Source organism: Pseudomonas saudiphocaensis, assembly GCF_000756775.1.
Lineage (GTDB): Bacteria > Pseudomonadota > Gammaproteobacteria > Pseudomonadales > Pseudomonadaceae > Stutzerimonas > Stutzerimonas saudiphocaensis.
The window spans coordinates 2936545-2963458 of record NZ_CCSF01000001.1 but is presented as its reverse complement, the minus strand read 5'-3'; the positions used below and the strand labels follow the sequence as shown (position 1 = coordinate 2963458).

General features: G+C 62.8%; 23 protein-coding genes. 11 read left to right on the top strand and 12 right to left on the bottom strand.

The window, feature by feature from the left end; genetic code table 11:
- The first annotated feature begins 82 nt into the window (after positions 1 to 82).
- From BN1079_RS13710 to rep, 4 genes are all read left to right on the top strand, one after another.
- Positions 83 to 346 (top strand): accessory factor UbiK family protein, encoded by a 264-nt coding sequence (locus BN1079_RS13710; protein WP_037025317.1) that lies wholly within the window; start codon positions 83 to 85, stop codon positions 344 to 346.
- Between the two features lie 32 nt (positions 347 to 378).
- Positions 379 to 1878, top strand: a complete 1500-nt coding sequence (locus tag BN1079_RS13705) for a YifB family Mg chelatase-like AAA ATPase (protein WP_037025315.1) — start codon at positions 379 to 381, stop codon at positions 1876 to 1878.
- A 151-nt stretch (positions 1879 to 2029) separates the two neighbouring features.
- Entirely contained in the window at positions 2030 to 4003 is a 1974-nt protein-coding gene (locus BN1079_RS13700) for a BCCT family transporter (protein WP_037025314.1), read from the top strand.
- A 155-nt stretch (positions 4004 to 4158) separates the two neighbouring features.
- Positions 4159 to 6168: a DNA helicase Rep gene (gene rep / locus BN1079_RS13695; RefSeq protein WP_037025313.1), complete on the top strand. Its 2010-nt coding sequence runs from the start codon at positions 4159 to 4161 to the stop codon at positions 6166 to 6168.
- Between the two features lie 245 nt (positions 6169 to 6413).
- On the opposite strand, the gene BN1079_RS13690 is transcribed toward rep, so the two are convergent.
- From BN1079_RS13690 to gap, 5 genes are all read right to left on the bottom strand, one after another.
- On the bottom strand, positions 6414 to 7178 hold the full coding sequence (locus BN1079_RS13690; protein WP_037025312.1) for an IclR family transcriptional regulator: 765 nt from the start codon (positions 7176 to 7178) through the stop codon (positions 6414 to 6416).
- A gap of 153 nt (positions 7179 to 7331) precedes the next feature.
- Entirely contained in the window at positions 7332 to 8837 is a 1506-nt protein-coding gene (locus BN1079_RS13685) for a CoA-acylating methylmalonate-semialdehyde dehydrogenase (RefSeq protein WP_037025310.1), read from the bottom strand.
- 4 nt (positions 8838 to 8841) lie between these two features.
- Positions 8842 to 10008: an iron-containing alcohol dehydrogenase gene (locus BN1079_RS13680; RefSeq protein WP_037025309.1), complete on the bottom strand. Its 1167-nt coding sequence runs from the start codon at positions 10006 to 10008 to the stop codon at positions 8842 to 8844.
- A gap of 131 nt (positions 10009 to 10139) precedes the next feature.
- Entirely contained in the window at positions 10140 to 10736 is a 597-nt protein-coding gene (locus tag BN1079_RS13675; protein ID WP_037025307.1) for a cyclodeaminase/cyclohydrolase family protein, read from the bottom strand.
- A complete protein-coding gene (gap, locus tag BN1079_RS13670) occupies positions 10736 to 11746 on the bottom strand; it encodes a type I glyceraldehyde-3-phosphate dehydrogenase (RefSeq protein ID WP_037025306.1) in 1011 nt (336 codons plus the stop codon). Before gap ends, BN1079_RS13675 begins: the two co-directional genes overlap by 1 nt.
- A 337-nt stretch (positions 11747 to 12083) precedes the next feature.
- Between gap and BN1079_RS13665 the strand changes: the two genes are divergently transcribed.
- Positions 12084 to 12656, top strand: coding sequence for a xanthine phosphoribosyltransferase (locus BN1079_RS13665; RefSeq protein WP_037025305.1), 573 nt, complete (start codon positions 12084 to 12086; stop codon positions 12654 to 12656).
- A 60-nt stretch (positions 12657 to 12716) separates the two neighbouring features.
- On the opposite strand, the gene BN1079_RS13660 is transcribed toward BN1079_RS13665, so the two are convergent.
- The 5 genes from BN1079_RS13660 to dadA all read right to left on the bottom strand — a co-directional run bounded on the left by BN1079_RS13660 (position 12717) and on the right by dadA (position 16975).
- Positions 12717 to 13142 (bottom strand): c-type cytochrome, encoded by a 426-nt coding sequence (locus BN1079_RS13660; RefSeq protein ID WP_037025303.1) that lies wholly within the window; start codon positions 13140 to 13142, stop codon positions 12717 to 12719.
- A gap of 167 nt (positions 13143 to 13309) precedes the next feature.
- Positions 13310 to 13858, bottom strand: a complete 549-nt coding sequence (locus tag BN1079_RS13655; protein WP_037025300.1) for a cupin domain-containing protein — start codon at positions 13856 to 13858, stop codon at positions 13310 to 13312.
- A 107-nt stretch (positions 13859 to 13965) separates the two neighbouring features.
- On the bottom strand, positions 13966 to 14322 hold the full coding sequence (locus BN1079_RS13650; protein WP_037025298.1) for a RidA family protein: 357 nt from the start codon (positions 14320 to 14322) through the stop codon (positions 13966 to 13968).
- A gap of 64 nt (positions 14323 to 14386) precedes the next feature.
- Positions 14387 to 15481, bottom strand: coding sequence for a YkvI family membrane protein (locus BN1079_RS13645; protein WP_037025293.1), 1095 nt, complete (start codon positions 15479 to 15481; stop codon positions 14387 to 14389).
- Positions 15482 to 15676: 195 nt separating this feature from the next.
- Positions 15677 to 16975 carry a D-amino acid dehydrogenase gene (gene dadA, locus BN1079_RS13640; protein ID WP_037025291.1) on the bottom strand — a complete coding sequence of 433 codons (1299 nt, stop codon included), beginning with the start codon at positions 16973 to 16975 and terminating at the stop codon, positions 15677 to 15679.
- Positions 16976 to 17126: 151 nt separating this feature from the next.
- On the opposite strand from dadA, the gene BN1079_RS13635 reads away from it, so the two are divergent.
- The 4 genes from BN1079_RS13635 (at position 17127) to BN1079_RS13620 (ending at position 21797) form a co-directional block, all read left to right on the top strand.
- Positions 17127 to 17615, top strand: coding sequence for an Lrp/AsnC ligand binding domain-containing protein (locus BN1079_RS13635; RefSeq protein WP_037025288.1), 489 nt, complete (start codon positions 17127 to 17129; stop codon positions 17613 to 17615).
- A 91-nt stretch (positions 17616 to 17706) separates the two neighbouring features.
- Positions 17707 to 19017: an NAD(P)/FAD-dependent oxidoreductase gene (locus tag BN1079_RS13630; RefSeq protein WP_037025286.1), complete on the top strand. Its 1311-nt coding sequence runs from the start codon at positions 17707 to 17709 to the stop codon at positions 19015 to 19017.
- Between the two features lie 168 nt (positions 19018 to 19185).
- Positions 19186 to 20718: a phospholipase D family protein gene (locus BN1079_RS13625; RefSeq protein ID WP_037026972.1), complete on the top strand. Its 1533-nt coding sequence runs from the start codon at positions 19186 to 19188 to the stop codon at positions 20716 to 20718.
- Between the two features lie 329 nt (positions 20719 to 21047).
- Positions 21048 to 21797, top strand: coding sequence for a hypothetical protein (locus BN1079_RS13620; protein WP_037025283.1), 750 nt, complete (start codon positions 21048 to 21050; stop codon positions 21795 to 21797).
- Between the two features lie 79 nt (positions 21798 to 21876).
- Here the strand turns inward: BN1079_RS13620 and BN1079_RS13615 are convergent, their stop codons facing one another.
- Positions 21877 to 23094, bottom strand: a complete 1218-nt coding sequence (locus tag BN1079_RS13615; protein ID WP_414860269.1) for a methyl-accepting chemotaxis protein — start codon at positions 23092 to 23094, stop codon at positions 21877 to 21879.
- 497 nt (positions 23095 to 23591) lie between these two features.
- Positions 23592 to 24266, bottom strand: coding sequence for a RadC family protein (radC, locus tag BN1079_RS13610; protein ID WP_037025279.1), 675 nt, complete (start codon positions 24264 to 24266; stop codon positions 23592 to 23594).
- Positions 24267 to 24507: 241 nt separating this feature from the next.
- On the opposite strand from radC, the gene coaBC reads away from it, so the two are divergent.
- Together coaBC and dut are read left to right on the top strand one after the other, a co-directional pair.
- Positions 24508 to 25716 carry a bifunctional phosphopantothenoylcysteine decarboxylase/phosphopantothenate--cysteine ligase CoaBC gene (coaBC, locus tag BN1079_RS13605; protein ID WP_037025278.1) on the top strand — a complete coding sequence of 403 codons (1209 nt, stop codon included), beginning with the start codon at positions 24508 to 24510 and terminating at the stop codon, positions 25714 to 25716.
- A gap of 6 nt (positions 25717 to 25722) precedes the next feature.
- Entirely contained in the window at positions 25723 to 26178 is a 456-nt protein-coding gene (dut, locus tag BN1079_RS13600; RefSeq protein WP_037025276.1) for a dUTP diphosphatase, read from the top strand.
- The last annotated feature ends 736 nt before the right edge of the window (positions 26179 to 26914 follow it).

Genomic DNA, 26914 nt, shown 5'->3' with positions numbered 1-26914 from the left:
TGCCCACTAATCGTGCGTGGCTGCAAAAACCGCCCGCCGGCATGCGTGTTAAACTGCCCACCACTCAGAAACAGGTGAAGCCATGTTCCCGCCCAAAGCCCTGCTCGACGCCATCGGTTCCCAGGCCTCACGCCTGTTCAATGGCGAAACGCCCCTGCCCAACGCCGAAATAGAAGCCCGCTTCAAGAGCATCGTGCAGAGCGCCTTGAGCAAGCTCGATGTCGTCAGCCGCGACGAGTTCGATAGCCAGATGATCGTTCTGGCACGCACCCGTGCACGTCTGGAAGCGCTGGAGGCCAAGGTCGCCGAGCTGGAAGAAAAACTCTCGCCGCCTGCAACCGAGTAACAGCAGCGGCGACACGATCAAGGAGTGATCGAATGTCCCTGGCCATCGTCCACAGCCGCGCCCAGGTGGGTGTGGAAGCGCCACCCGTCACGCTTGAGGCTCATCTGGCCAACGGCCTGCCCTCCCTGACCCTGGTGGGCCTGCCGGAAACCGCCGTCAAGGAAAGCAAGGACCGCGTGCGCAGCGCCATCCTCACCTCCGGCTTCGATTTCCCCGCGCGGCGCATCACCCTCAATCTGGCCCCGGCCGATCTGCCCAAGGATGGTGGTCGCTTTGACCTGTCCATTGCTCTCGGCATTCTTGCCGCCAGCGCACAGATTCCCGCCGACGCCCTGGAGGGCATCGAATGCCTGGGTGAGCTGGCACTTTCCGGTTCCCTGCGCCCCGTGCAAGGCGTACTGCCAGCAGCCCTTGCAGCGCGTGCAGCAGGCCGGGCACTGCTGGTCCCGCGGGCCAATGCCGAAGAAGCCAGTCTTGCTTCAGGGCTGACCGTCTACGCCGCCGAGCACCTGCTGGAAGTTGCCGCGCATTTCAGCGGCCAGACACCCATCGCCGCCTACCAGGCCCAGGGATTATTGCGGCAGGTGCTGCCCTACCCCGATCTTGCCGATGTGCAAGGGCAGCTGTCGGCCAAGCGCGGCCTTTTGATTGCTGCAGCCGGTTCACACAATCTGCTTTTCAGCGGCCCTCCAGGCACCGGCAAAACACTGCTGGCCAGTCGTCTGCCCGGTCTGTTGCCACCACTGGAGGAGCAGGAGGCGCTGGAAGTCGCGGCAATCCAGTCCGTTGCCAGCCAATCACCACTGGAACACTGGCCGCAAAGGCCGTTTCGCCTGCCCCATCACAGTGCTTCGGGGCCGGCACTGGTGGGTGGAGGCAGCCGTCCACAACCGGGCGAGATCACATTGGCTCACCACGGCGTGCTGTTTTTGGACGAGCTGCCCGAGTTCGACCGCAAGGTGCTCGAGGTCTTGCGTGAGCCCCTGGAAAGCGGTCATATCGTGATCGCCCGCGCCCGTGATCGGGTGCGCTTCCCAGCACGCTTTCAGTTGGTTGCGGCGATGAACCCCTGCCCTTGCGGCTACCTTGGCGATCCCAGCGGTCGCTGCCGCTGCACGCCTGATCAGATCCAGCGCTATCGCGGCAAACTCTCGGGACCGTTGCTCGATCGCATCGATCTGCACCTGACCGTCGCTCGCGAGGCCACGTCCCTCAGCGCCGCGCCAATAGCGAGCGAAAGCAGCGCAACGGTCGCCGCCCTGGTAGCCCGCGCACGGTGCATCCAGCAGGAACGCCAAGGCTGCGCCAACGCTTTTCTGGACCTTACCGGCCTACGCAGCCACTGCGTACTGAGCGCCGAAGATCAACAATGGCTGGAACGCGCCTGCGAACGCCTGGGTCTATCGCTACGAGCCGCACACCGGATACTCAAGGTTGCACGAACCCTGGCCGATCTGGAGGAGACCCCGTCCATAGCCCGCCAGCATCTGGCCGAAGCTCTGCAATACCGTCCGGGAACTCAGGTCAGCTGACGCATATCTTCAGAGCGACCCCGACTATTAGCGGTCTATGCTTCGAACAGGTAATTGTTTTCAGACAGGCCGGTCAGTAATGAGTGATGTTAAATTGCGCCCCCTTTCGCCACAGGCGGCCACTCCCCACTAGTCATACAAGGAGCGCAGCATGGAGGCCCAAAAGTCTTCCCCTTCGACCATCAACCCACCGGTTTTCTACGGCTCGGCCGTTCTCATTCTGGCGCTGGTGATCTACAGCGTTGCATTCTCCGACCACGCCCAGAACCTGTTCGGCGAACTGCAGGCGTGGATCATCGCCAACGTTAGCTGGCTCTATATCCTGGCCGTCGCGATCATCCTGATGATGGTGGTGTTACTTGCCTTTAGTCGCTTCGGCGACATCAAGCTCGGCCCCGATCACAGCCAGCCCGACTACAACAGCCTGACCTGGTTCGCCATGCTGTTCTCCGCCGGCATGGGCATCGGCCTGATGTTTTTCGGCGTGGCCGAACCGGTGATGCACTTTCTCTCGCCGCCGGTGGGCGAAGGCGGCACGGCGGCGGCGGCACGCGACGCCATGCGTATCACTTTCTTCCATTGGGGCCTTCACGCCTGGGCGATCTACGCCATCGTGGCGATGATCCTGGCGTACTTCAGTTACCGACACGGCCTGCCACTGACCCTGCGTTCGGCGCTTTACCCGCTGATCGGCGAGCGCATTTACGGGCCCATCGGCCATGCCGTGGATATCTTCGCCATCATCGGCACGGTGCTGGGTGTGGCGACTTCTCTGGGGCTGGGGGTCACCCAGATCAACACCGGCCTCAACCACCTCTATGGCTTGCCGATTTCGGTTCCGGTGCAGATCGTACTGATCATCGCCACCACCTCGTTGGCCACCATTTCGGTGGTCACCGGGCTGGACAAAGGCGTGCGGCGCCTCTCCGAGCTGAACCTCACCCTTGGTGCGCTGCTGATGTTGCTGGTGCTGATTGCCGGGCCCACGGTGTTCATCCTGCAGACCTTCGTGCAGAACACCGGCAATTATTTCGCGCAGATCATCACCGCCACCTTCAACCTCTACGCCTACGAGCCCAATGACTGGATCGGTGGCTGGACCCTGTTCTACTGGGGCTGGTGGCTGGCCTGGTCGCCCTTCGTCGGCCTGTTCATCGCACGCATTTCCCGCGGCCGGACCATCCGCGAGTTCGTCGCCGGGGTGATGCTGGTGCCCACCGCCTTCACCCTGCTGTGGATGACCGTCTTTGGCGATACGGCGATTCACATGATTCTCTGGGAACACGTCACTACCCTGGGCGAGGCAATCGATCGTGACAGCTCGCTGGCCCTGTTCGCCTTCCTTGAGCACTTCCCCTTCTCGTCCGTGCTGTCGCTGGTCGCGATCATCATGGTGGTGGTGTTCTTCGTCACCTCGGCGGATTCCGGCGCACTGGTGGTGGACATGCTCGCCTCCGGCGGAGAGGGCGCCACGCCAGTCTGGCAGCGCGTGTTCTGGGCTGGCTCCATGGGGCTAGTCGCCATTGCCCTGCTGCTGGCCGATGGCCTGACCGCCCTGCAGACGGCGACCATCGCCAGCGCCCTGCCGTTCACCATCGCGCTGCTGTGTTCGATGTGGGGCCTGCTCAAGGCGCTACGACTGGATGCCACCAAACAGACCCTGCGCTACCAGGCCATCACTACCTCGCCCGCCACACCCCGTGCCTACAGCGACTGGCAGCGGCGCCTGCGCAACCTGATGATGTTCCCGCGTCGTGCCCATGTGGCACGCTTCATCACCGAAGTGGTGCGCCCGGCCTGCGAGGACGTTGCGGTGGAGATGCGCAAGCAGGGTTATGACGTCACCGTCAGCGAGGGCGAAGACCGCCGCACGCGCATCGAGATCGTCCACGAAGGCGAGCCCGACTTCATCTATGAAGTGCGCCCACGTGCTTACGCCATGCCCAGTTTCGTGCCCGGCAGCGACGAGGACGAACCGGGCGAGCGCAAGTACTTCCGCGCCGAGGTCCATCTCAAGGAAGGCGGCCAGGATTACGACGTGATGGGCTGGAGCCGAGAAGGCGTGATCGGCGATATCCTCGATCAGTACGAAAAGCACATGCATTACCTGCATATGGTGCGGTAAGGCGGGCGTAGGGTGGATCACGCTTCATCGATCCACCTGGCGGTGGTTGTGGTGGACGTAAAAAGCGACGTCCACCCTACAGGCTCCATCGTACGTATTAGCCGCCCTAGCCTGCTAAACTCCCGCCCCGCCCTCAGACACCTCTCGAAACGACCATGTCCCGACTCAACCCCCGGCAGCAGGAAGCCGTGAACTACGTCGGCGGCCCCATGCTGGTGCTCGCCGGCGCCGGCTCCGGCAAAACCAGCGTGATCACCCGCAAGATCGCCTATCTGATCCAGCAATGCGGCATCCGCGCGCAATACATCGTGGCGGTGACCTTCACCAACAAGGCCGCGCGCGAGATGAAGGAGCGCGTGGGCAGCCTGTTGCGTGGAGGTGAAGGCCGCGGCTTGACCGTGTCGACCTTTCACAACCTGGGCTTGAACATCATCCGCAAGGAATACGCGAAGCTGGGCTACAAGCCGGGATTCTCGATTTTCGACGAAGGCGATATCAAGGCGCTGCTCACCGACATCATGCAGAAGGAATATGCCGGTGATGACGGCGTCGACGAGATCAAGAATTACATCGGCAGCTGGAAGAACGACCTGGTCACGCCCGAGGAAGCGCTGTCCAACGCACGCAACCCCAAGGAGCAGACTGCTGCCATCGTCTATACCCACTACCAGCGCACGCTCAAGGCGTACAACGCGGTGGATTTCGACGACCTGATCATGCAGCCGGTAAAGCTCTTCCAGGACCACCCCGAGGTGCTGGAGAAGTGGCGCAACAAGGTCCGCTATATGCTGGTGGACGAATACCAGGACACCAACGCCAGCCAGTACCTGCTGGTGAAACTGCTGGTGCAGGAACGCGCGCACTTCACCGTGGTGGGTGACGACGATCAGTCGATCTACGCCTGGCGCGGTGCGCGCCCGGAAAACCTGATGCAGCTGAAGGAGGACTTCCCGTCACTGAAGGTGGTGATGCTGGAGCAGAACTACCGTTCCACCAGCCGCATCCTCAAATGCGCCAACGTGCTGATTTCCAACAACCCCCACGCCTTCGAGAAGCAGCTGTGGTCCGAGATGGGCCATGGCGACCCGATCCGCGTGATCCGCTGCCGCAACGAGGACGCCGAGGCCGAGCGCGTGGCGATGGAAATCCTCACCCTGCACCTCAAGACCCAGCGGCCCTACAGCGATTTCGCCATCCTCTATCGCGGCAACTACCAGGCCAAGCTGATCGAGCTGAAGCTGCAGCACCACCAGATCCCCTATCGCCTGTCCGGCGGCACCAGCTTCTTCGGTCGCCAGGAAGTGAAGGACCTGATGAGCTACTTCCGCCTGCTGGTCAACCCGGACGACGACAACGCCTTTCTGCGGGTGATCAACGTGCCGCGCCGGGAGATCGGCTCGACCACGCTGGAAAAGCTCGGCAACTACGCCACCGCGCGCAAGATCTCCATGTATGCCGCCTGCGACGAGATCGGCCTCGGCGAGCTGATGGACAGCCGCTTCACCGACCGCCTGTCGCGCTTCAAGCGCTACATGGACAACCTGCGCCAGCAATGCGCACAGAACGACCCCATCGCCGCCCTACGCAGCATGGTCATGGACATTGACTACGAAACCTGGGTACGCAGCCAGACCTCCAGTGACAAGGCTGCGGATTTCCGCATGAGCAACGTCTGGTTCCTCATCGACGCGCTGAAGAACACCCTGGAGCGCGACGAGGAAGGCGAGATGACCATCGAGGAAGCCATCGCCAAGCTGGTGCTGCGCGACATGCTCGAACGCCAGCAGGAGGAAGAGGAAGGCGCCGAGGGCGTGCAGATGATGACCCTGCACGCAAGCAAGGGCCTGGAGTTTCCCTACGTGTTCATCATGGGCATGGAGGAGGAAATACTCCCGCACCGCTCCAGCATCGAGGCCGACACCATCGAGGAAGAGCGCCGCCTGGCCTACGTCGGCATCACCCGCGCGCGGCAGAACCTGGCCATGACCTTCGCCGCCAAGCGCAAGCAGTACGGTGAAATCATCGAATGCATGCCCAGCCGCTTCCTCGACGAGCTGCCTCAGGAAGATCTGGAATGGGAGGGCCAGGAAGACGCGCCGGTGGAAGTGAAAGCCGCACGCGGCAACGATGCCCTGGCGGCGATGCGGGCGATGTTGAAGCGCTGAAGACAGCGGAAATTTTCAAGCAGGCGTAGGGTGGATCACGCTTCATCGATACACGGGTGGCCAGTCTCCGAGCGGAATCACAGTGGCTGTGAAAAGCGGCATCCCCCCCAACGTATGAACATGCCAACCACGCCGTAGGGTGGAAAACCGCAAAGCGTTTTCCACCGATGCGGTGTTTGCCTCAACACGATTGCCTGCAGGTGGATAGCTGGTGGATAAGGCTGCGCCGTTATCCACCCTACCCGCTACCCACCGATGATCCCCTCCAGCTCCTTCGCCGCTGCCCGCAGGCGCGGCACGAAGCCCAGCAATTGCTCCATCGAACAGCGGATCACCGGCGCGTGGCTGAACAGGCAGGCAACCAACCGCCCCTGGGCGTCGCGCACCGGCACTGCGCAGGCGACCATGCCGTCGATGAACTCTTCCGAGTCGGTGCTCAGGTCCTCCTCGCGCACGCGAGCAAGATCGTCGCGCAGCGCGCTGAGATCGGTGAGGGTGTTGCGGGCCAGTCGCTGCATCTGCAGACGCGGCAGCACCCGCTCCAGCTGCTCGGGTGGCAGCGAGGCGAGGTACAGCTTGCCGCTGGCGGTGCACCAGAGCGGCGTATGGCTGCCGATGGGCAGGTTGATCTGCAGCGGCCAGTTGGTCTGCACCCGATCGAAATAGAGCATGTCCAGCCCATCGGGGACGGACAGCCCGCAGGTTTCGCCGATTTCTTCGGAAAGCTCGCGCAGGATCGCCTGGCGCAACGCCTTGTGCCGCCCACTGTTGAGGATGTTTACCGCCGTGGCATGCAGACGCTCGCCCGGCAGCAGCCCGCCGCGCAGGCCGAATTGCAGAAAGCCTTCGCTCTCCAGGGTCTGCACCAGCCGGTGTGCGCTGGCTTTGGGGATATCCAGTTTTTCCGCCAGTGCGGTCGGCGTCAGCGGGTCTTTGGCTGCGGCCACTGCCTCGATGATTTCCAGCACGCGGGTGATGGAAGAGCCTTTTTCGCGGGGGGTACTGCGCATGGATCGAAGCCCGGTTACGTCGATGGATAAGAGATCCGCCCCGAAGGGCGGCAAAGTTTAAATGAAGCGCGCGGTGAAGATCTCGCCGCTGCCCCGCTGCCCCTCACCCCAGCCCTCTCCCCATCGGGGAGAGGGAGCGGCTCGACTGGCCACTCACTTCATCGTCGGCATGGCAAAGTCGGCACCGGCACGAATGCCCGTTGGCCAGCGGCGGGTGACGGTCTTCATTCGGGTGAAGAAGCGCACGCCGTCCGGGCCGTGCATGTTCAGTGGGCCGAACACCGAGCGCTTCCAGCCGCCAAAGCAATGGAAGGCCATGGGCACCGGGATCGGCACGTTGACACCGACCATGCCGACCTGAACGTTTTCCTCGAATTGCCGCGCGGTGTCGCCGTCGCGGGTGAAGATCGAGGTGCCGTTGCCGTATTCGTGGTCATTGACCAGCTTCAGCGCCTCGTCGAAGGAATCGACACGCACCACGGCAAGCACCGGGCCGAAGATCTCTTCCTGGTAGATGCGCATCTGCGGCGTTACCCGGTCGAACAGCGTCGGGCCGACATAGAAGCCGTTCTCGTAACCCTCGACTTTTTTGAAGCCACGGCCGTCGCAGACCAGCGTCGCGCCCTCTTCCACGCCCAGATCGATGTAGCCGCTGACCTTCTGCTGATGCTCGCGGGTGACCAGCGGGCCCATGTGCGGCTCAGGCTCGACGCCCAATCCCGGACCGGTGCGCATCTGGCCAATTTCATTTTTGAGCATGCCGATCAGCTTGTCCGCCACCTCGTCGCCGACACAGACCGCCACCGAAATGGCCATGCAGCGCTCGCCAGCCGAACCGTAAGCGGCGCCCATCAGCGAGCTGACCACCTGCTGCGGGTCGGCGTCGGGCATGACCACCATATGGTTCTTCGCCCCGCCCAGCGCCTGGCAACGCTTGCCGTGGGCCGAGGCGGTCTTGTAGATGTACTCGGCAATCGGCGTCGAGCCGACGAAGCTCACCGACTGCACGCGCTCGTCGGTCAGCAATACGTCCACCGCTTCCTTGTCGCCGTTGACGATATTCAATACGCCGGCCGGCAAACCGGCTTCGGCCAGCAACTCGCCGATCAGCATGGTCGCGCTCGGGTCTTTCTCCGACGGCTTGAGGACGAAGGTATTACCGCAGGCGATGGCCACCGGCAGCATCCACAGCGGCACCATGGCCGGGAAGTTGAACGGCGTGATGCCGGCACACACGCCCAGCGGCTGCATCAGCGAGTTAGAGTCGATGTCTCGACCGACGTTGGACGAGAACTCGCCCTTGAGCAGGTGCGGAATGCCACAGGCGAACTCCACCACTTCCAGCCCGCGCGTGACTTCGCCCTGGGCGTCGGAGAAGACCTTGCCGTGCTCGCTGGTGATCAGCCGAGCCACTTCGTCGCGGCGCTCTTCGAGCAGTGTCTTGAAGCGGAACATCACCCGCGCACGCACCAGGGGTGGCGTCTTCGACCAGCTGTCGAAGGCCGCTTGCGCCGCGGCGATGGCTTCACGGGTTTCGTCCGCCGAAGACAGCGAAACGTAGAGGCGTGGCTCGCCAGTGGCCGGGTTGTATACCGTCGCGTGGCGCTCGGAGCGGCCAGCGACGGCCTCGTTGTTGATCAGGTTGCCGAGGGTCTGCATGGGGTCACTCCTGGTTCCAGACGGTTTCGTAGAGGTCGATGATTTCCGCTTCCGTGGGCACGCGCGGGTTGTTGCCCGGCGAGCCCGAGGCCAGCGCCTGCTTTGCCATGGTTTCGCGTAGCTCGAAGAAGCGTTCGCGGGCAATGCCGAATTGCGCGGGGCTGGGCACCTGCAGCTCCTGGTTCAGCGCGTGCAGTTCGGTCAGCAGCTTGTCGTTGGCGGCCTCATCACTATCGCCCTCGCCCGCTACGCCCATGGCCCGGGCGCAGTCGGCGTAGCGCTCGGGCGCGGCCGGGATGGAAAAGGCAGTGATCGCCGGCAGCAGCATGGCGTTGGACAACCCATGGGGCACATGAAAGAAGGCCCCGATGGGCCGGCTCATGCCGTGTACCAGCGCCACCGAGGCGTTGGAGAAGGCGATGCCGGCCAGCGTCGCGCCGAGCATCATGGCTTCGCGCGCGGCCAGGTTGCGCGGCTCGTGGAAGGCAGTGCGCAGGTTGGGGCCGATCAGGCGCATGGCCTGTAGCGCCTGGGTGTCGCTGTAGAGGCTGGCCTTGCGGCTGACATAAGCCTCGATGGCGTGGGTCAGGGCGTCGATGCCGGTGTCGGCGGTGACCCGCGGCGGCAGCGATAGGGTTAGCTCGTAGTCGATCAGCGCGGCGACGGGCATGAAGCCGAGGCCTGCGCAGAGCATTTTCTCGTCGCTGGTCTCGTCGGTGATGATGGTGAAGCGAGTCGCCTCCGACCCGGTGCCGGCAGTGGTGGGGATGGCGATCAGCGGCAGACCGGCTTCGCTGACATCGCGAGGGAAGCGGTAGTCGCGCATCTCACCACCGAACTTGCCAAGGATGCCGATGGCCTTGGCCGAGTCGATGGGACTGCCACCGCCGAGGGCGACGATGGAATCGAAATCGCCGTCGCGAACCATCTGCACCCCGGCGTCAATCGAGGCAGCGGTGGGTTCGGGCTCGGTTTCGGCGAAGCAGCGGCTGGGAATGCCCGCCTCTTCCAGTTGATCGGCCAGACGGCCGGCGTAGCCCAGTTCGACCATCATCCGGTCGGTGACGATCAAGGGTCGGCTGCAGCCCAGGCCGCGTAGCACGGCGGCGAGCTGCTGACTGGCGCCGGCGCCGATTTCCATCAGGCGCGGCAGGATGATGCGATGACTCATAGGCCTTCATTCTCCACTCAGGGCCGCGTGCAGACTCGCGGCTTCTTATAATGAGACTTTTCGTCTCGGACAGCTGGAGAGTAGAGAGCAGGCAGAAGCCTGTCAACGAATAATGAGATCATTTGTCTCAATCAGACGTTTTTACTGGCAATGCGATTCACATACGCACGCGCTTCCGATTGCAGCTTGTCCCGCATCTCGAGCAGCGCCTGACGCGCGCTCGGGCTCTCGAGCGCCTCCAGATCAACCTCGACATTCAGCAGCACCGCATCGACCGCAGCGCCGATCAGCAAGGCGCCGCCCTGCACATCGCAGCGCAGCGACTCGACCGTCTCGGGCCAGGCCGCCTCGGCAATGGCCAGCGCCTCGTTGCAGGCGCGGGCAGTGGCCAGCGGCACGGCGCACGCCTGCCGGGCAGCGGCCTGCCGGGCTTCATCGCCTTCGGCATCCAGGTAACCCTGAAACACCGCCACGTCGTCATCGGCAAAGGCGCCAGGCCTGCTGAGCAGCGCCTGGGCCGAGTGCAGCAGCTCGCCTCGCTCGGCACGAGATTCGCGCTCTTCGCTGACCCGCAACGCCTTGACCACCAGCGCCAGGCCGAAATCGGCCACCACCGCCGCGACCGCGCCGCAACCGGGCAAGGCACGCTCGGCGCAGGCCGTGCGGAACTGCGCCAGGGTCATCTCCCACAGCTGCTCGCCGGCCCCGGGCCGATTCGTCTCGGTCATCAACTGGCGCCCTGCGGCTGCCAGGCCAGCAGTACGTCGAGCATGCGGTTGGAGAACGCCCATTCGTTGTCGTACCAGGCCAGCACCTTGACCAGATCACCCTGCACCCGCGTATGGCTGAGGTCAGCCACGCAAGAGGTCGAATGGCCGAAAAAGTCCCGAGAGACCAACGGCAGGTCGTTGCACTCCATCACCCCGAGCGGCATTTTCTGAGCGCCGTCGCGCAGGATCTGATTGACCGCATCGACACTCCCCGGCGCCCGCTCGGCGGTAAAGGTCAGGTCCACCAGCGAGACGTTGGGCGTCGGCACCCGCACCGCCAGGCCGTCCAGGCGACCGGCCAGCTCGGGCAATACCAGGCCGATGGCCTTGGCCGCGCCGGTGGTCGAGGGAATCATGGATTCCGCCGCGGCACGGGCGCGGTAGAGATCCTTGTGCGCCTTGTCCAGCAGGTTCTGGTCGTTGGTGTAAGCGTGCACGGTGTTGAGCAGGCCCTGGCGGATACCGACCGCCTCATGCAGCACCTTGGCCAGCGGCGCCAGGCAGTTGGTGGTACAGGAGGCATTGGAAATTACTTGCTGATCGCCCAGCCGTTCGTGGTTGACGCCATAGACCACGGTCAGGTCCGCGCCATCGAGCGGGTGCGAGGCGAATACCCGCTGGGCGCCGGCCTGCAGATGCTGTTCGGCCAGCGCGCGGGTCTTGAACCTACCGGTGCATTCGAGCACCACGTCGACACCCAGCTGTTTCCAGGGCAGCTGCGCAGGGTCGCGCTCCTGCAGCAAACGGATCGACTGGCCTCGGATCTGCAGCATGTCTTCGTGCAGATCGACCTGACCATGGAAGCGACCGAAGGTGCTGTCGAAACGGGTCAGGTGGGCCATCGCCCTTGTGTCACTTAGGTCATTGATCGCTTCGATACGAATCTGGTTTTCAAGATTTCGTTCGAACAGTGCACGCAATACAGCTCGGCCAATACGGCCATAACCATTGATGGCGATACGCAACATGGCGGTCTCCAGGGTTGTTGAGCCTTGCTGGCGGTTCGCTACAGAACATCGAGCGACGGGCCTAATGCCTTGAGTGATACCTGAAACCATTACAAAGGCCAATAGCCGGGGCTGCGTATCCCCGCCACCCGTCGCGCCAGCGGCTCAAGCGAAGGCTGCGCTTGGATCAAAGGGCCAAATTGAGCGAGAATGCGCGGCTTTTCCAGGCTGCGGAAAGCGGTGGCGAGGAAAACGGGATCGAAGTGAACCGGCGCAACCCTCCAGGTACCGCGCCTTATCTGTTCAGTCTCGCCAGTCGCCAGCGGTACCGGGCCGTCCAGCTTGAGGTAGCGCGCTTGTGGAACAGCTGAAACAGAAGATTCTTAATGAAGGCATCGTCCTCTCCGACCGGGTTCTGAAGGTCGACGCCTTTCTGAACCATCAGATCGACCCCGTCCTGATGCAACAGATTGGCCAGGAATTCGCCCGCCTGTTCCGCGACGAGGGCATCACTCGCATCGTCACCATCGAGGCCTCGGGCATCGCTCCGGCGATCATGGCTGGCCTGGAGCTGGGTGTGCCGGTGATTTTCGCCCGCAAGCATCAGTCGCTGACGCTCACCGAGAACCTGCTCACCGCCTCGGTGTATTCCTTTACCAAGCAGGTCGAGAGCACCATCGCCATCTCCACCCGCCACCTGTCCGCCAACGACCGGGTGCTGATCATCGATGACTTCCTCGCCAACGGCAAAGCCGCCAAGGGGCTGATTTCGATCATCCAGCAGGCCGGTGCAAGCATTGCCGGGCTGGGCATCGTCATCGAGAAGTCGTTCCAGGTCGGTCGCCAGGAGCTGGAAGAAGCCGGCTTCCGTGTCGAGTCCCTGGCCCGTATCGCGGCCCTCGAGGACGGCAAAGTGGTCTTTATCGACTGACCACTCGCCGCAGAAACGACAAAGCCGCCCGAGGGCGGCTTTGTTGATGCAACAGTCGGCTTACAGGCCGGACATGTGCTGGATCGCAGCCTTGAGCTCGTCGTCCGAGCAGTCGCCGCAGGTGCCTTTCGGCGGCATGGCATTGATGCCGCTGATGGCATTCTTCAGCAGGCCATCGAGGCCGCCGGACTTCTCGGCCTTGGCATTCCAGGCTGCCGAGTCACCGGTTTTCGGCGAGTTGAGCAGGCCTGTCGAGTGGCAAGCAGTGCAGAACTTGCCATAGACATCGGCACCGCTGCGGGCAGCGCCGCCAGCGGCAACGGCAGCACCGGCACCCGCCGCTGCGCACTCTTGGCCTTGAATACAGACTTCACCCACCGGCTTGAGACGCTCGGCGATGGCTTCATCGGTCGCAGCCTGAGCGCTCATTGCCCACAGGGCCATTACGGCAGTCTGTGCTACCAGGATCTTCTTAATCAGCTTCACCTTACACCCTCATAGTGGCTAGACACGCCCGCGGCCACGGTAACGCAGGCGGGCGCTAGTATAGCGGCAAGCCTCGCCTGCCGAAACAGCCAAGGTACAAGCGCCAGCAGCGACTCTGTGTCGCATTCCCAGCGACCGGCCGCCTTTGCTTGGCAGAACAGTACCGCTTAGAAATTCGCCGGCGTCGTCGCGCTGATCAGCCGGGCCGGCTCATCGAACGGATTGCGGAAGCGATGCGGCTTGTTGCTATCGAAGTAATAGCTGTCGCCTGCTGCGAGCACATGAATCTGGCCATTGACCGTCAGCTCAAGGGAGCCTGTCACCAGCATGCCGGCCTCTTCGCCCTGATGTGTGAGCATCTCCTGCCCCGTGTCGCTACCCGGCGGATAGGTCTCGTCGAGAAAGGCGATGGCCCGGCTCGGATGCGCCTTGCCCACCAGTTTCATGCTGACGGCGCCGTCGGAAATATCGATCAGTTCGCCAGCCCGGTAAACCACCTGGGTCTCGCTATCCTGCTCAAAATCCGGAGAAAAGAACTCCACCAGCGACATTGGAATGCCGCTCAGTACCTTCTTGAGCGAACTGATCGAGGGGCTGACGCTGTTCTTCTCGATCATGGAAATGGTGCTGTTGGTCACCCCGGCACGCTTGGCGAGTTCACGCTGGGAAAGACCTTTGAGCTTGCGGATGGTTTGCAGTCGAACGCCGACGTCCAATACGGGAGCCCCCAATCAAGCGCGAAAATCGGAAGCCCCTATGATGGCGAGGGCGTTCGATATTTTCAACACTTCAAAGCTTCGTTAGGCGCCCGGAGCATGAGCTATCAGCGTTCCGGCAGCGCAGCCACCACGGTGATCTCCACGCGCACCTGCGGCGCATACATCATCGCCTGGACCGTGGTGCGAGCCGGAGCGGCGCCCGAGGGCAGCCAGCTGTCCCAGATCTCGTTCATGCCTGCGTAGTCAGCCAGATCGCGCAGATGGATCAGCGCCGAAAGCAGATGCGACCTGTCTGTGCCGGCTTCGGCCAGAAGCCGGTCGATATGGGCCAGCGTTTCGCGAGTCTGCTGGCGGATATCGCCGGCAAGATCATCAGCCAACTGGCCCGACAGATAAACGGTGCCCTGGTTGATCACTATGTCGCTGTAGCGGACCTCGGTGTGCAAGCGCTTGATCGGCATCGGCATTCTCCTGGATACGAATGGCAGCGGGCCACCCTGACAGGCGACCCGCTGCCTGCGAGGGTCAAACCAGCGGGTTCAACTTGCTCTTCTGCACCTCGACGGTCGCACCGGAGCGGTTGCGGATCCAGCTGTAAGCGATGGCAAGGATCAGGGCGAAGCCTACATAGCCCAGCAGCGGATAGACGGTACCAACCAGCTTGCTGAAACCGCCCAGGCTCAGGGCCAGACCAATGCACACGGATATTGCACTGAAACCCTTGAAGCGTGTCGACTCAGGCTTGGCAAAGCGTGCGCTGAAAGCGAAGAACATGCCCACAGCAGTGCTGTAGATCATGCAGATCAGCGCCACCGACATCACCATTGAGAGAATCGGCGAGATCCGCGAGGCCAGCGCCAAAGTCGGCATCTCGACGCCTTGCAACTGGTTGATATTGGCGAACAGGCCGATGTTGAGCACCAGGATCAGCAGACCCAGACCCAGGCCGCCGAACACGCCACCAAGCGCTGCGGCCTTGGGTTGCTTGGTCAAACCCCCGATCACCGCCAGCATCGGGAAGCCCACCGCGATGTTGAAGGAGGCGTACAGCAGCGCGCCGACGACCCAGTTGGAGCTGACCGTTTCGTTGTTCTCGCGAGCGACTGCATCGAGGACTTCAACCGGAGCGTTGTAGCTGAAGATCGAATAGCAGGTGATAAGCAGGACCATTGCCAGCAGGAAGGGCATGACTGCGCTGATCAGGTTGATGATCCGCGTGACGTTCAGGCACAACGTCGCGATCACCAGCGCGGTCATCAGCACGCCGCCGAACAATGGCGGCAGGCCGTACTGCTGAGCGAAGATCGAGCCGCAACCGGCCAGCATCACCACGCCCACGCCGTAGAGGAAGAACGACAGCACCAGATCGACGACCAGCCCAACGCGCGCGCCGAAGAGAATGCAGAGTACTTCCTTGTGGGAGTTGGCCTGCATCTTGGAACTCATCCGGGCAATCTGCATGCCGAGGAAAGCGAACAGCAGGCCGCTGACGAGGGTACCGACAATGCCGATCATCCCAAAGCCGGTGAAGAACTGGAGCACTTCCTGGCCGGAGGCGAAGCCGCCTCCGATAACCACGGACATATAGGCAAGCGCAATCTGAATCGATTGTTTGTTCATTACATTCGTCTCGTTATTAGATTTGTAGGTACGAGGAATGACTGCAGTTTCAGCACATTCCGGTAAAGCAGCTACCCCCATTCATGGGGACTAATGAGCAACTCCGGCTCGCTGATTTCTTCTCCAACAGCCGAACAAAAGCTCGCAACGCGAGCCTTTGCCCGAACATGAGTTCACAGGATTGAATTAGGTCAATCAGTGGGCAGACGCTGGCTGCCTGGCGCCACTGGCCTCGCTGCTACGGTCGTAGCGGGAGATGTCGAGACCCTGGGCGCTGATCTGTGGGCGCTTCTTGGCGATCAGATCGGCGAGCAGGCTACCTGAGCCGCAAGCCATGGTCCAACCCAGCGTGCCATGGCCTGTATTGAGGAACAGGTTGCGGTACCGCGTGGCGCCGATGATCGGCGTGCCGTCCGGCGTGGCAGGCCGCAGACCGGTCCAGAACTCGCCGGTGGTCGGATCGCCGCCCTGGGGATAGAGGTCACCGACGACCATCTCCAGTGTCTCGCGGCGACGCGGATCGAGCGACAGGTCATGCCCGGCGATCTCGGCCATGCCGCCAACGCGGATGCGGTTGTCGAAGCGGGTAATGGCTACCTTGTAGGTCTCGTCGAGAATCGTCGAGTTGGGCGCCATCTCGGCATTGGCGATGGGAACCGTCAGCGAGTAGCCCTTCAGCGGATAGATCGGGGCCTTGATGCCCAGCGGCTTGAGCATCTGCGGCGAATAGCTGCCCAGCGCCAGTACGTACTGGTCGGCGCGTTCCAGCTCACCGTCGATCCAGACGCCAGCGATACGCTCGCCGTCGTTTTCCAGACGCTCGATGTTGCAGCCGAAGCGGAACTCGACGCCCAGTTCGCGGGCCATCTCGGCCAGGCGGTTGGTGAACATAAAGCAGTCGCCGGTCTGGTCGTTGGGCAGATGCAGCGCGCCCGCCAGCTTGTGCTTGACGCTGGCCAGGGCCGGCTCGACGCGAGCGATGGCGTCGCGATCGAGCAGCTCGAACGGCACGCCGGAAGCTTTCAGTACGGCGATGTCCTTGGCGGCTGCATCAACCTGCGCCTGGGTGCGGAACAGTTGGGTAGTGCCGCGCTGGCGGCCTTCGTAGCTGATGCCGGTTTCAGCGCGCAGCTCGTCCAGGCAGTCGCGGCTGTACTCGGACAGGCGCACCATGCGTTCCTTGTTCACCGCGTAGCGGCTAGAGGTGCAGTTGCGCAGCATCTGCGCCATCCACAGGTACTGGTCGATATTGCCGGTGAGCTTGATCGCCAGCGGAGCGTGGCGTTGCAGCAGCCACTTCATCGCCTTCAGCGGGACTCCCGGCGCGGCCCAGGGCGACGCATAGCCCGGTGAGACCTGGCCGGCGTTGGCGAAGCTGGTTTCCATGGCCACGGCTGGCTGACGATCAACGACGACGACCTCGAACCCCGCACGCGCCAGGTAATACGCACTGGCGGTACCGATTACACCGCTACCCAGGATCAGAACTCGCATGAATCTTTGCCCTCCATCCGGCACGCCCGGATGCAACCATTTATTGTTGGAGGGGAGTGTAAGGCGCTCAGAGCAGTGTTATTCACTGATTATCGCGTTATTCTTGCTAAAAATTCTCGGCAAAAATCCTTTTACAGGAGTTACATCCACCATGACCGGCCAGTCAAAAAACCGCCGCGAATTGGACCGAATGGACCGCAGCATCCTGCGCATCCTGCAGCAGGAAGGGCGGATCTCCTTCACAGAACTGGGCGAACGGGTCAACCTGTCGACCACTCCATGCACCGAGCGGGTGCGCCGTCTGGAGCGCGACGGAGTCATCCTCGGCTACCACGCCCGACTCAACCCGCAGCTGTTGCGCGCCAATCTGCTGGTGTTCGTAGAGATCAGCCTGGACTACAAATCCGGCGACACCTTTGATGACTTCCGCCGCGCGGTGCTCAAGCTGCCCCATGTACTGGAATGCCATCTGGTTTCCGGAGACTTCGACTATCTGGTGAAGGCCCGTATTTCGGAAATGGCCTCGTATCGCAAGCTGCTCGGCGACATCCTGCTCAAGCTGCCCCATGTACGTGAGTCCAAAAGCTATATCGTCATGGAAGAGGTAAAGGAGTCGCTGGCGCTGCCAGTGCCTGAGTAACCTCCGGCCCGACCGCCCATATGGCAGGCTCTTTGCTCCGCAATTGGCTGCCGATCTACTCTTCCCAGGTCATTCACTTCAGGAGCCATCCATGCGTGCTCGCCAAGCCGCCGTTCATGGACCAGACCACGCAGCGTCCTATTACGCTGCCAGTGCCAACCGACAGCTCGATCTGCCTCGCCTGGAAGGTGAGCAGACAGCCGATGTCTGCATCGTCGGCGGCGGCTTCACCGGGCTCAATACCGCCATCGAACTGGCCGAGCGCGGCCTCTCGGTGGTGCTGCTGGAGGCGCGTCGCATCGCCTGGGGCGCCAGCGGTCGCAACGGCGGCCAGCTGATTCGCGGCGTGGGACATGACGTCGAGCAGTTCGCCCCGCTGATCGGCGAAGCCGGCGTGGATGAACTCAAACGCATGGGCTTTGAGGCGGTGGACATCGTCCGCCAGCGCATCGAGCGCCACCGCATCGATTGCGACCTGACCTGGGGCTATTGCGATCTTGCAACCAAACCCAGGCACTTGAGCAATTTCGCAGAGGAATACGCGGACCTCCAGCGCCTGGGCTATCCGCACCCATTGCGGCAAGTGGCCAAGGCCGACCTGCACCAAGTGATCGGCTCGGATCGCTATCTGGGTGGTCTGCTGGACGCAGGCTCGGGCCATCTGCATCCGCTCAACCTGGCGCTGGGCGAGGCGGCAGCGGCGCAGGCGCTGGGCGCACGGCTGTACGAATACTCTGCGGCCGAGCAGATCGACTACGGCGCGGAAATTCGCGTGCGCACCGCAACCGGCAGCGTGCGCGCCAAGCAACTGGTACTGGCCTGCAATGCCTACCTTGGCCAGTTGCACCCACAACTTGCGGGCAAGGTGCTACCGGCCGGCAGCTATATCATCGCCACCGAGCCGCTGCCCGAACCGCTTTGCCGGGAGCTGCTGCCGCAGAACAGTGCCGTCTGCGATCAGCGTGTGGCGCTGGATTACTTTCGCCTCTCGGCGGACCGCCGGCTGCTGTTCGGCGGCGCCTGTCACTACTCCGGGCGCGACCCCAGCGACATCGCCGCGTATATGCGACCCAAGATGCTGGAGGTGTTCCCACACCTGGCGGGCGTCAACATCGACTATCAGTGGGGCGGCATGATTGGCATCGGCGCGAACCGCCTGCCGCAGATCGGTCGCCTGCCTGACCATCCCAATGTCTATTATGCGCAGGCCTACGCCGGCCATGGCCTAAACGCCACGCATCTGGCCGCGCGCCTACTCGGTGAAGCCATCAGTGGCCAGCTCGAAGGCCGCTTCGATCTGTTTGCCCGAGTACCACACCCGACCTTTCCCGGCGGCCGCATGCTGCGCTCACCGCTGCTGGCATTGGGTATGCTCTGGTACCGACTCAAGGACCAGTTCTGAATTCCGCCGCTTCGCTGGCGTCCAATCGTGAAGGTATTCCAAGGGACTGACAGGCCGTTGAACATCACAGTCAACACGCACCATGTGCAATCACCCAGGCACAGCCCGGATGGCGCGCCACATTCGCCACCCCTCTTGGCATCTGCCAATCTGTACATCTGCCTGCTGATGGCGGCAATGCTGCTGCTCGCCGGCTGTATCGGCCAAGCTTCACCACAAAGCCATTCGCCCTCACTGCCCAACCACTCGTCCGAACTGACACAACGGGTCGAGGCCATTGTCGCTACCCAGCCCGTGGGATATTCAGGCTTTCGTCTGCTGTCATCGAGTAGCGAAGCCTTTGCCGCACGGATGAAGATGATTCGCCACGCCGAAGTCAGCCTCGACGTGCAGTATTACATCGTCCACGACGGCCTCAGCACCCGCGCTCTGGTCGGCGAGCTTCTGCATGCAGCCGATCGCGGCGTACGCGTGCGGATTCTGCTCGACGACACCACCAGCGACGGTAACGACTACCAGATCGCGATCCTCGCCGCGCACCCGAACATCGCCATTCATGTCTTCAATCCGCTGCACCTGGGCCGTAGCAATTTCGTCACGCGCTCCCTAGGCCGCCTGCTGCACCTGTCCCGCCAGCATCGACGCATGCACAACAAGCTGATAGTGGCCGACAGCAGCCTGGCGATTGTCGGCGGACGCAATCTGGGCGATGAGTATTTCGAGATCGACAAGGGGCTCAACTTCACCGATCTCGATCTGCTCAGCGCCGGCCCGGTCGCCGAACAGCTGGCCAACAGTTTCAACCAGTACTGGAACCATTCGCTGAGCGTGCCCATCCGGCAGTTTCTCCACAGCCCGCCAACGACGGCGGAACTGAGCGAGGCCCGCGAGCAGATCGTGTCGTACCTGCATACCGAGCAACGCATGGAAACACCGCGCTACCAGCGACTGATGCTCGATCTGCAGGAGCCGCTGCTAGGGCAATGGCTTGAAGAGCTGATCTGGGCACCCGGCGCAGCACTTTGGGACCACCCCGACAAGATCGAGGCCTCGGGCATTCCCGACGACCATCTGCTGCTGACCACCCAGTTGCAGCCCAGCCTGAACGCGGTAAAGGAAGAGATGACGCTGATTTCGGCCTATTTCGTGCCGACCGCAGACGGCGTCTCCTTCCTTAGCCGGCACGCCGAGGAAGGGGTGACCATCCGCATTCTGACCAACTCCCTGGAAGCCACCGACGTCCCAGTGGTGCATGGCGGTTACGCGCCGTACCGCGAGCAGCTGCTGGAAGCCGGCGTGAAGCTGTTCGAACTGCGCCGGCAACCAGATCAGGACACCTCGATCAACATCACGGGCGAATCCGAATCCAGCCTGCACAGCAAGGCCGTGGTGATCGACCAGCGGAAGGTCTTCCTCGGCTCGCTGAATCTCGACCCGCGTTCAATACTATGGAATACCGAGGTCGGCGTACTGATCGACAGCCCGGAACTGGCCAGCGAAGTTCATCGCCTGACACTCGAAGGTACCTCACCTACGCTGAGCTACGAGGTTCGCCTGGTTGAGCATGAAGGCGGCAAGCGGATGATCTGGATCGCCGAAGATGAAGGGCAACAGAGAGTTCTCACTCGTGAGCCCGGTGGCGCCTGGCGTCGTTTCAATGCCTGGCTAAGCCGGGTAATCGGTTTGGAGCGCATGCTCTAGCGCGCTGTCTGCCGCGGGGCGGCAGCCACCATACCGGGACCTTATGGCATACCGGCCAAGCTTGCGGATCAAACTGACGTAAACGTCCAAATCATCACCTGGGGTGACACTAAAATGCCATCCGCCGGACTAGTCTATCGTGCAGCGCCACTTAGCTGGCACCTGCCAAACAGGCTGCTGAAAGCCCAGAAGCAGTGCATCACTGCCGCGTTCGCCGTCGGGCCGCACCCATAAGCATTAGCCGCAAGCAGCTCTGCGCGGTAGCTTTAAAAATGCCAGCGAAGGCAATTTTCCATAGCGGAAAATAAGAATAAAAAAGGAGAGCGACGATGCATCCATCCAAACGCATTTGGCTACTGGCTCTGCTGATCGGCTGGCTGCCAACTCTAAACAACCCAGCTCACGCCCAGAATTTCGCTGCTCTGGAGAGCATGCAGGTCTATGCCAGTCGGGCGACCAGCAGCCTGCTGCTCTATCGTGGCGAGGGTTTCCAGCAAGCTCACCTCAAACGCCTGGAGGGCGATCTTTCTGCCTTGAACGCCTCCCTGAGCAGCCACCCCGGCACAAACAACGAGCTGCGCGAGCTGCACCAGGTACTGCAAGACACACTGCGCGAAGGTGCCGGTTTCGGCTACGAGGAAGACGATGTGCCCTGGGGTTGGACGCTGCAGATGAGCAAGGCCCTACGTGACTTCCTGAGCGCTGTGCGCAGCCAGCAGGGAACCGATATCCAGGCCGAACTGCCGGCCAAGGTCGAATATCTGGCCGTGCAATACCTGAGCCGCGCCTACGTCGGCTCCTTCGAGACCGCTCGCGAGCAACCGGACACCTATCTGGGGCAGGACGAACGCAGGCTGGTACCCGCCATCGACGCGCAGATCAACAGTCTGGATAGCAGTACCAACCCCGCCGCCGTGGCCAAGTTGAAAACCCGCTGGGGCTTTCTCAAGAGAGCGCTGGAAGACATGAACAGCGGCAACAACAGTTTCAATACCGCTTCCGGTCGCCCGTTCGCGCCGATCATGGTCGATCTGCACGCGCGCAACCTCAGTAATCAGTGGATGGATCTGGAGCCCTGAAACGCGGGGCTGTCAGGCCGTGTGAAAACTAAAGCGCTCGGCCAGGCTGCGTTTTCACACGACCTGTCGTGCCCCGGCCTTACGGCTCGGGGCGATATCCCAGTCGCAGGCCGCCCCAGTGGCGGCCGCGGACCATGATCGGCACCGACAGGTCATGCATCAGCTCGCCGGTGTCACGGCTGTAGGTCTGCAATAGCACCTTGCGCTGGTGGCTGCCGCAGCGCCCGCCGGTACGATCGTTGAACAGCCGCTTGCTGCGGCTCTTGGCCCTGTCTATAACCGGATCACCCACAGGCGGGTGGTTGAAGGCGCGGTTATGCGTTGGCACATAGCCGTCCGGTGTAATGGCGATGGCATAGACCAGGGCATCGTTGCGATCCAGCAGCGGCTCCTGGATTGCCGGCAGCACCTCGTCGGCATAGCGATCGAAACGGGTGCTGTAGCGTATCGGGTCGGTTCCCGGCTGCGCCTTGTAGTCCCGATCGAAGAGATCATCGACCGTCAGCCGGCCGGCCGCCAGATCCGCCTCGAAGCGCTCACTGATGGCATTCGCCCCCTCGCGGGCCAGATCGAAGATACGTTGGTGATAGTCGTCCAGCTGCACTTCAGCAAGCTGCTCGCTGACCGCCTCGGCCTGGCCCACAAGCTTCTCCGACGCCTGTTCCAACTGGCTGGTCTGCTTCTCGCTGTCGAGAGCATCGGCGCGCAGCTGATCCAACGCGGTAAACAGGTGCGCAAGGCGTTCATGGTTACTGCTGGTACCTGCCGTGATTTCCGCCACCTGGGTTTCCACGCTGACGGCCAGCTCGGCGATTTCGGTCAACTGACCGCCAGTGCCGGCGACCTGCGCGGCCGCTTCATCGAGTTCACTGGCCTGCTTCTGGATGTGGCTGACCACCGCCTCGCTCTGGGCACGGATATCGCTGACCATTCGCCCGACCTCTTCGGTGGCGCTGCTGGTACGTCCGGCAAGGTTGCGCACCTCGTCGGCTACCACCGCGAAGCCTCGCCCGCTCTCACCCGCGCGGGCCGCCTCAATGGCGGCGTTGAGCGCGAGCAGGTTGGTCTGGCTGGCAATGGACTGGATTACGTCGGTGATCTGCCGGATTTCCTCGGTACGTGACGAAAGCCCGTCCAGCAACTCGCGGCTGGACTCGGTCTGTGCGCTGAGCTGCTGCATGCGCTCGATGGCCTGTTGCAACGCGGCGCGCCCATCGTCACTGCTTTTGCGCACCCTCTCGGCGGCTTCCAAGGCCTGCTTGGCGCGGTCGGCACTGTCCTGTTCGGTGGCGGTCATCGCCTCGGCGCCGTTGGCAATCTCGCTGATCGCTGCCAGCTGCGAGTGCAGCCGCACGGCCAGCTGCTCGGCGCTGTAGGACACCTGCGCAGCCGCCAAAGCGTTGTGGCAGGTGTGCCGCGAGAGGCTCTTGCTCATTTCGGCAAAGCCCTGACCTTCGGCCGCAGCCTCCAGCTTGTCGTCCCCTGAGGCGCCCCAGGGCACCAGCCAGGGCCAGAGGCCGACCAGCAGCAACAGGGGGACCAGGAATTGGAGCGACAGCTCCAACCAGACATGAAGCATCAATAACCCCAGCAAGGTCACCGCATGCAGCAGGCAGACCTTTGGGTGAAGGCGGAAAGCCGGGCTCATAAAGGCCTCTTCTTTTAATGGGTTGCGAAATCCCTTGTACTCATCCACGCCGGAATTGAACAGCCTTGCCTTGGTAGCATTAGGCCGTCATTCCCACCACCAGCTTAACGGCACCCTTCGCAAAGGCTTGAACTTGACTCCGGTTTCTACATCCAGCCGCGCTCGGCCATGGATAAGGGCTCACCATCGCCGACAATGAAGTGATCGAGCACGCGCACATCGATCAGCGCCAGCGCGTCAGTCAGTTTTCGCGTCAGTTGTCGATCCGCCTGGCTCGGTTCGGCCACCCCCGAGGGATGGTTGTGGGTGAGGATCACCGCCGCCGCGTTCTGCGCCAGCGCCCGCTTGACCACCTGCCGGGGGTAAACGCTGGCGCCGTCGATGGTGCCGTGAAACAGCACTTCGAAGGCTAGGACCCGGTGTTTGGAGTCGAGGAAGAGACAGGCAAACAGTTCGTGGGGCTCGTGACGCAAGCGTGCTTTGAGGTAATCGCGCACCGCCTGCGGGCTTTCCAGCGCCGAGTCGCGACGGATGCGCTCGGCCAAATGGCGCCGCCCCATCTCGAGCACTGCTTGCAGCTGGGCGAACTTGGCAGGGCCGAGGCCCAGATGGCTGCTGAACTGTTCCAGATCGCTTTCCAACAATGCGCGCAAACTGCCGAACTCGCTGAGCAGCTGGCGCGCCAGATCCACTGCGCTTTTGCCGGTAACGCCGGTGCGTAGAAAGATCGCCAGCAATTCCGCATCGGACAAGGCCGCTGCGCCCTGCTCCAGAAGCTTTTCTCGCGGTCGCTCCGCCGCTGGCCAGTCACGAATGCTCATGTTTCCTCCCTGTGAGCAGGCGCGCCGATTGAGCACTCTGAAACCGTCTGCCTCGCCATCGCGGTGTTGAAAACAGGCACATTTACAACGGGTAGACCGTGCTGTTTCGCCTTGCGCTGGTTGCCTCGCCAAGGTTTTAGAAGTGCCCTATTCCCTGTGGGCGCTGTGATATCGTGTCGACCTTTTATCCCCAGTCTCCGGCGCTTGCCGGAACCAGTTCACAGCGTAACAAGGCAGGCCTATGCAGCGGCTTTATCGTAAACGCATCGTCCTTGGCGTGGGTGGCGGGATCGCCGCCTACAAAAGTGCCGAGCTGGTACGCCGGCTCCGTGATCAGGGCGCGGAAGTCCGGGTCGTGATGACCAGTGGCGGTCGCGAATTCATCACTCCACTTACCCTGCAGGCGCTTTCCGGTCACCCGGTCCATCTCGACCTGCTCGATACGGCGGCAGAAGCTGCGATGGGCCATATCGAACTGGCGCGCTGGGCCGATCTGGTATTGATCGCGCCGGCCACCGCCGACCTGATGGCGCGTCTGGCGCAGGGCGTGGCCAACGATCTGCTGACCACCGTGGTGCTGGCTACCAACGCTCCCATCGCCCTGGCGCCAGCAATGAATCAGGCCATGTGGGCCGACCCGGCGACCCAGGCCAATCGCCAGTTGCTGGAGCAGCGCGGCATCCGCCTGTTCGGGCCCGGCTCAGGCAGCCAGGCCTGCGGCGACATCGGTATGGGCCGTATGCTCGAAGCCGACGAGCTGGCCCACGCCGCCGCCGACTGTTTCGACACCGGTCTGCTCACCGGCCTGCATTTGCTGATTACCGCCGGCCCGACTCAGGAAAACATCGATCCGGTGCGCTATATCACCAACCACAGCTCCGGCAAGATGGGCTTCGCCCTGGCCGAAGCGGCTGTCGAGGCCGGTGCCCGCGTGACCCTGGTTTCCGGGCCGGTGTTCCTGCCGACGCCTGACCGCGTGCAGCGCATCGACGTGGTAAGCGCCCGCGACATGCTCGCTGCCTGCGAAGCGGCGATGCCCTGCGACCTGCTTATCGCTGCCGCTGCAGTCGCCGATTACCGTCCGGAAGTAGTCGCACCGCACAAATTGAAGAAAGACCCCACCAGCGGTGAAGGCCTGCTCCTGCAGATGGTGCGCAATCCCGATATTCTCGCCACCCTGGCCGGGCGCGAAGACCGCCCGTTCAGCGTCGGCTTTGCCGCCGAAACTGAAAATCTGCTGGAGTACGCCACACGCAAGCTGCGCGACAAGAACCTCGATCTGATCGTCGCCAACGACGTTGCCAACCCCGGAATCGGCTTCAATAGCGAGGAAAACGCGGTCACCGTCATCGACCGCCAGCAGCGTGAAACCCGCTTCAGCCAGGCCAGCAAGGGGCATATTGCCCGCCAGTTGATCGCCTTTATCGCCGACCGTTACCGACAGGCCTGACCCACCATGCACAAGCTCCAGGCAAAAATTCTAGACCCCCGCCTCGGCCAGGATTTCCCCCTGCCCGCCTACGCCACCCGCGGTTCCGCCGGACTCGACCTGCGCGCCATGCTGCAGGCCGACGCCACGCTGGAACCGGGCCAGACCCTGCTGATCCCCACCGGGCTGTCGATCCATATCGCCGATCCGGGCCTGGCGGCGCTGGTGCTGCCGCGCTCCGGGCTGGGCCACAAGCACGGCATCGTACTGGGCAACCTGGTCGGCCTGATCGATTCGGATTACCAGGGCGAGCTTATGGTGTCCTGCTGGAACCGCGGCCAAAGCGCGTTCAACATCGCCGTCGGCGAGCGGATCGCTCAGCTGGTGCTGGTGCCGGTGATCCAGGCGCAGTTCGAACTGGTCAGCGAATTCGACAACAGCGAACGAGGCGCTGGCGGCTTCGGTCATTCCGGCAGCCACTGAGACACCTCATCCAGGACGACCGAGGAGCTCCATGAAACTCTTCAAGCGCACCGCCAAGGACACCGGCGTACTCAACCCCGCCGCCACCGCCAAACCCTCCACCCGTCGCCCCCAGGGGCTAAGCGCACTGACGCCTGGACTGCTGGCGGGCCTGACCGGGCTCGCCGTAGCCTCCGCGCTGCTCTGGCTCACCTACCAGGCTGGTCAGCAACAGCAGGCCGCGCAACTGGCCCAAGCCTGGGGCCAGAGCCAGGCGTCGGCCCTCCAGCAGGCGCTGAGACAGCTGGCTGCCGACACCCGCAGCGCTGCCGCTGATCCGCAGCTCCTCGAAGCCCTGGGCAGCGGGCAGCCCGAACAGCTGCGCGCTGCCGAGCAGGCATTGACCGACAGCCCAGGCGTAGTCGACGCCCACCTCAATCGTCGTGGTCAGGCTCGTCAGAACACCGAGCGCCCCGGCCCGTTGAATTTCGCCGCGCTGGATATGCTCAAGCGGGTAGAAAATGGCCAGTCTCCGGCGCCCGAGGCGTTCCGCGTGGGTGATCACTGGCTGGTCTACAGCGCCGCCGCCCTGCGCGCCGATGACCAGCAGCCAATCGCAGGCACGCTGCTGCGCGTGACCAGTCTTGAGCGTCTGCTGGCTGCGCTACCAAGCCTGCCCGCCGATGCGGGACAATTGCGTCTGCAACAGCAGTTCGGCAACGCTGCCGCTCAACTGCTGGTGCAGCGCGGTGGCAAC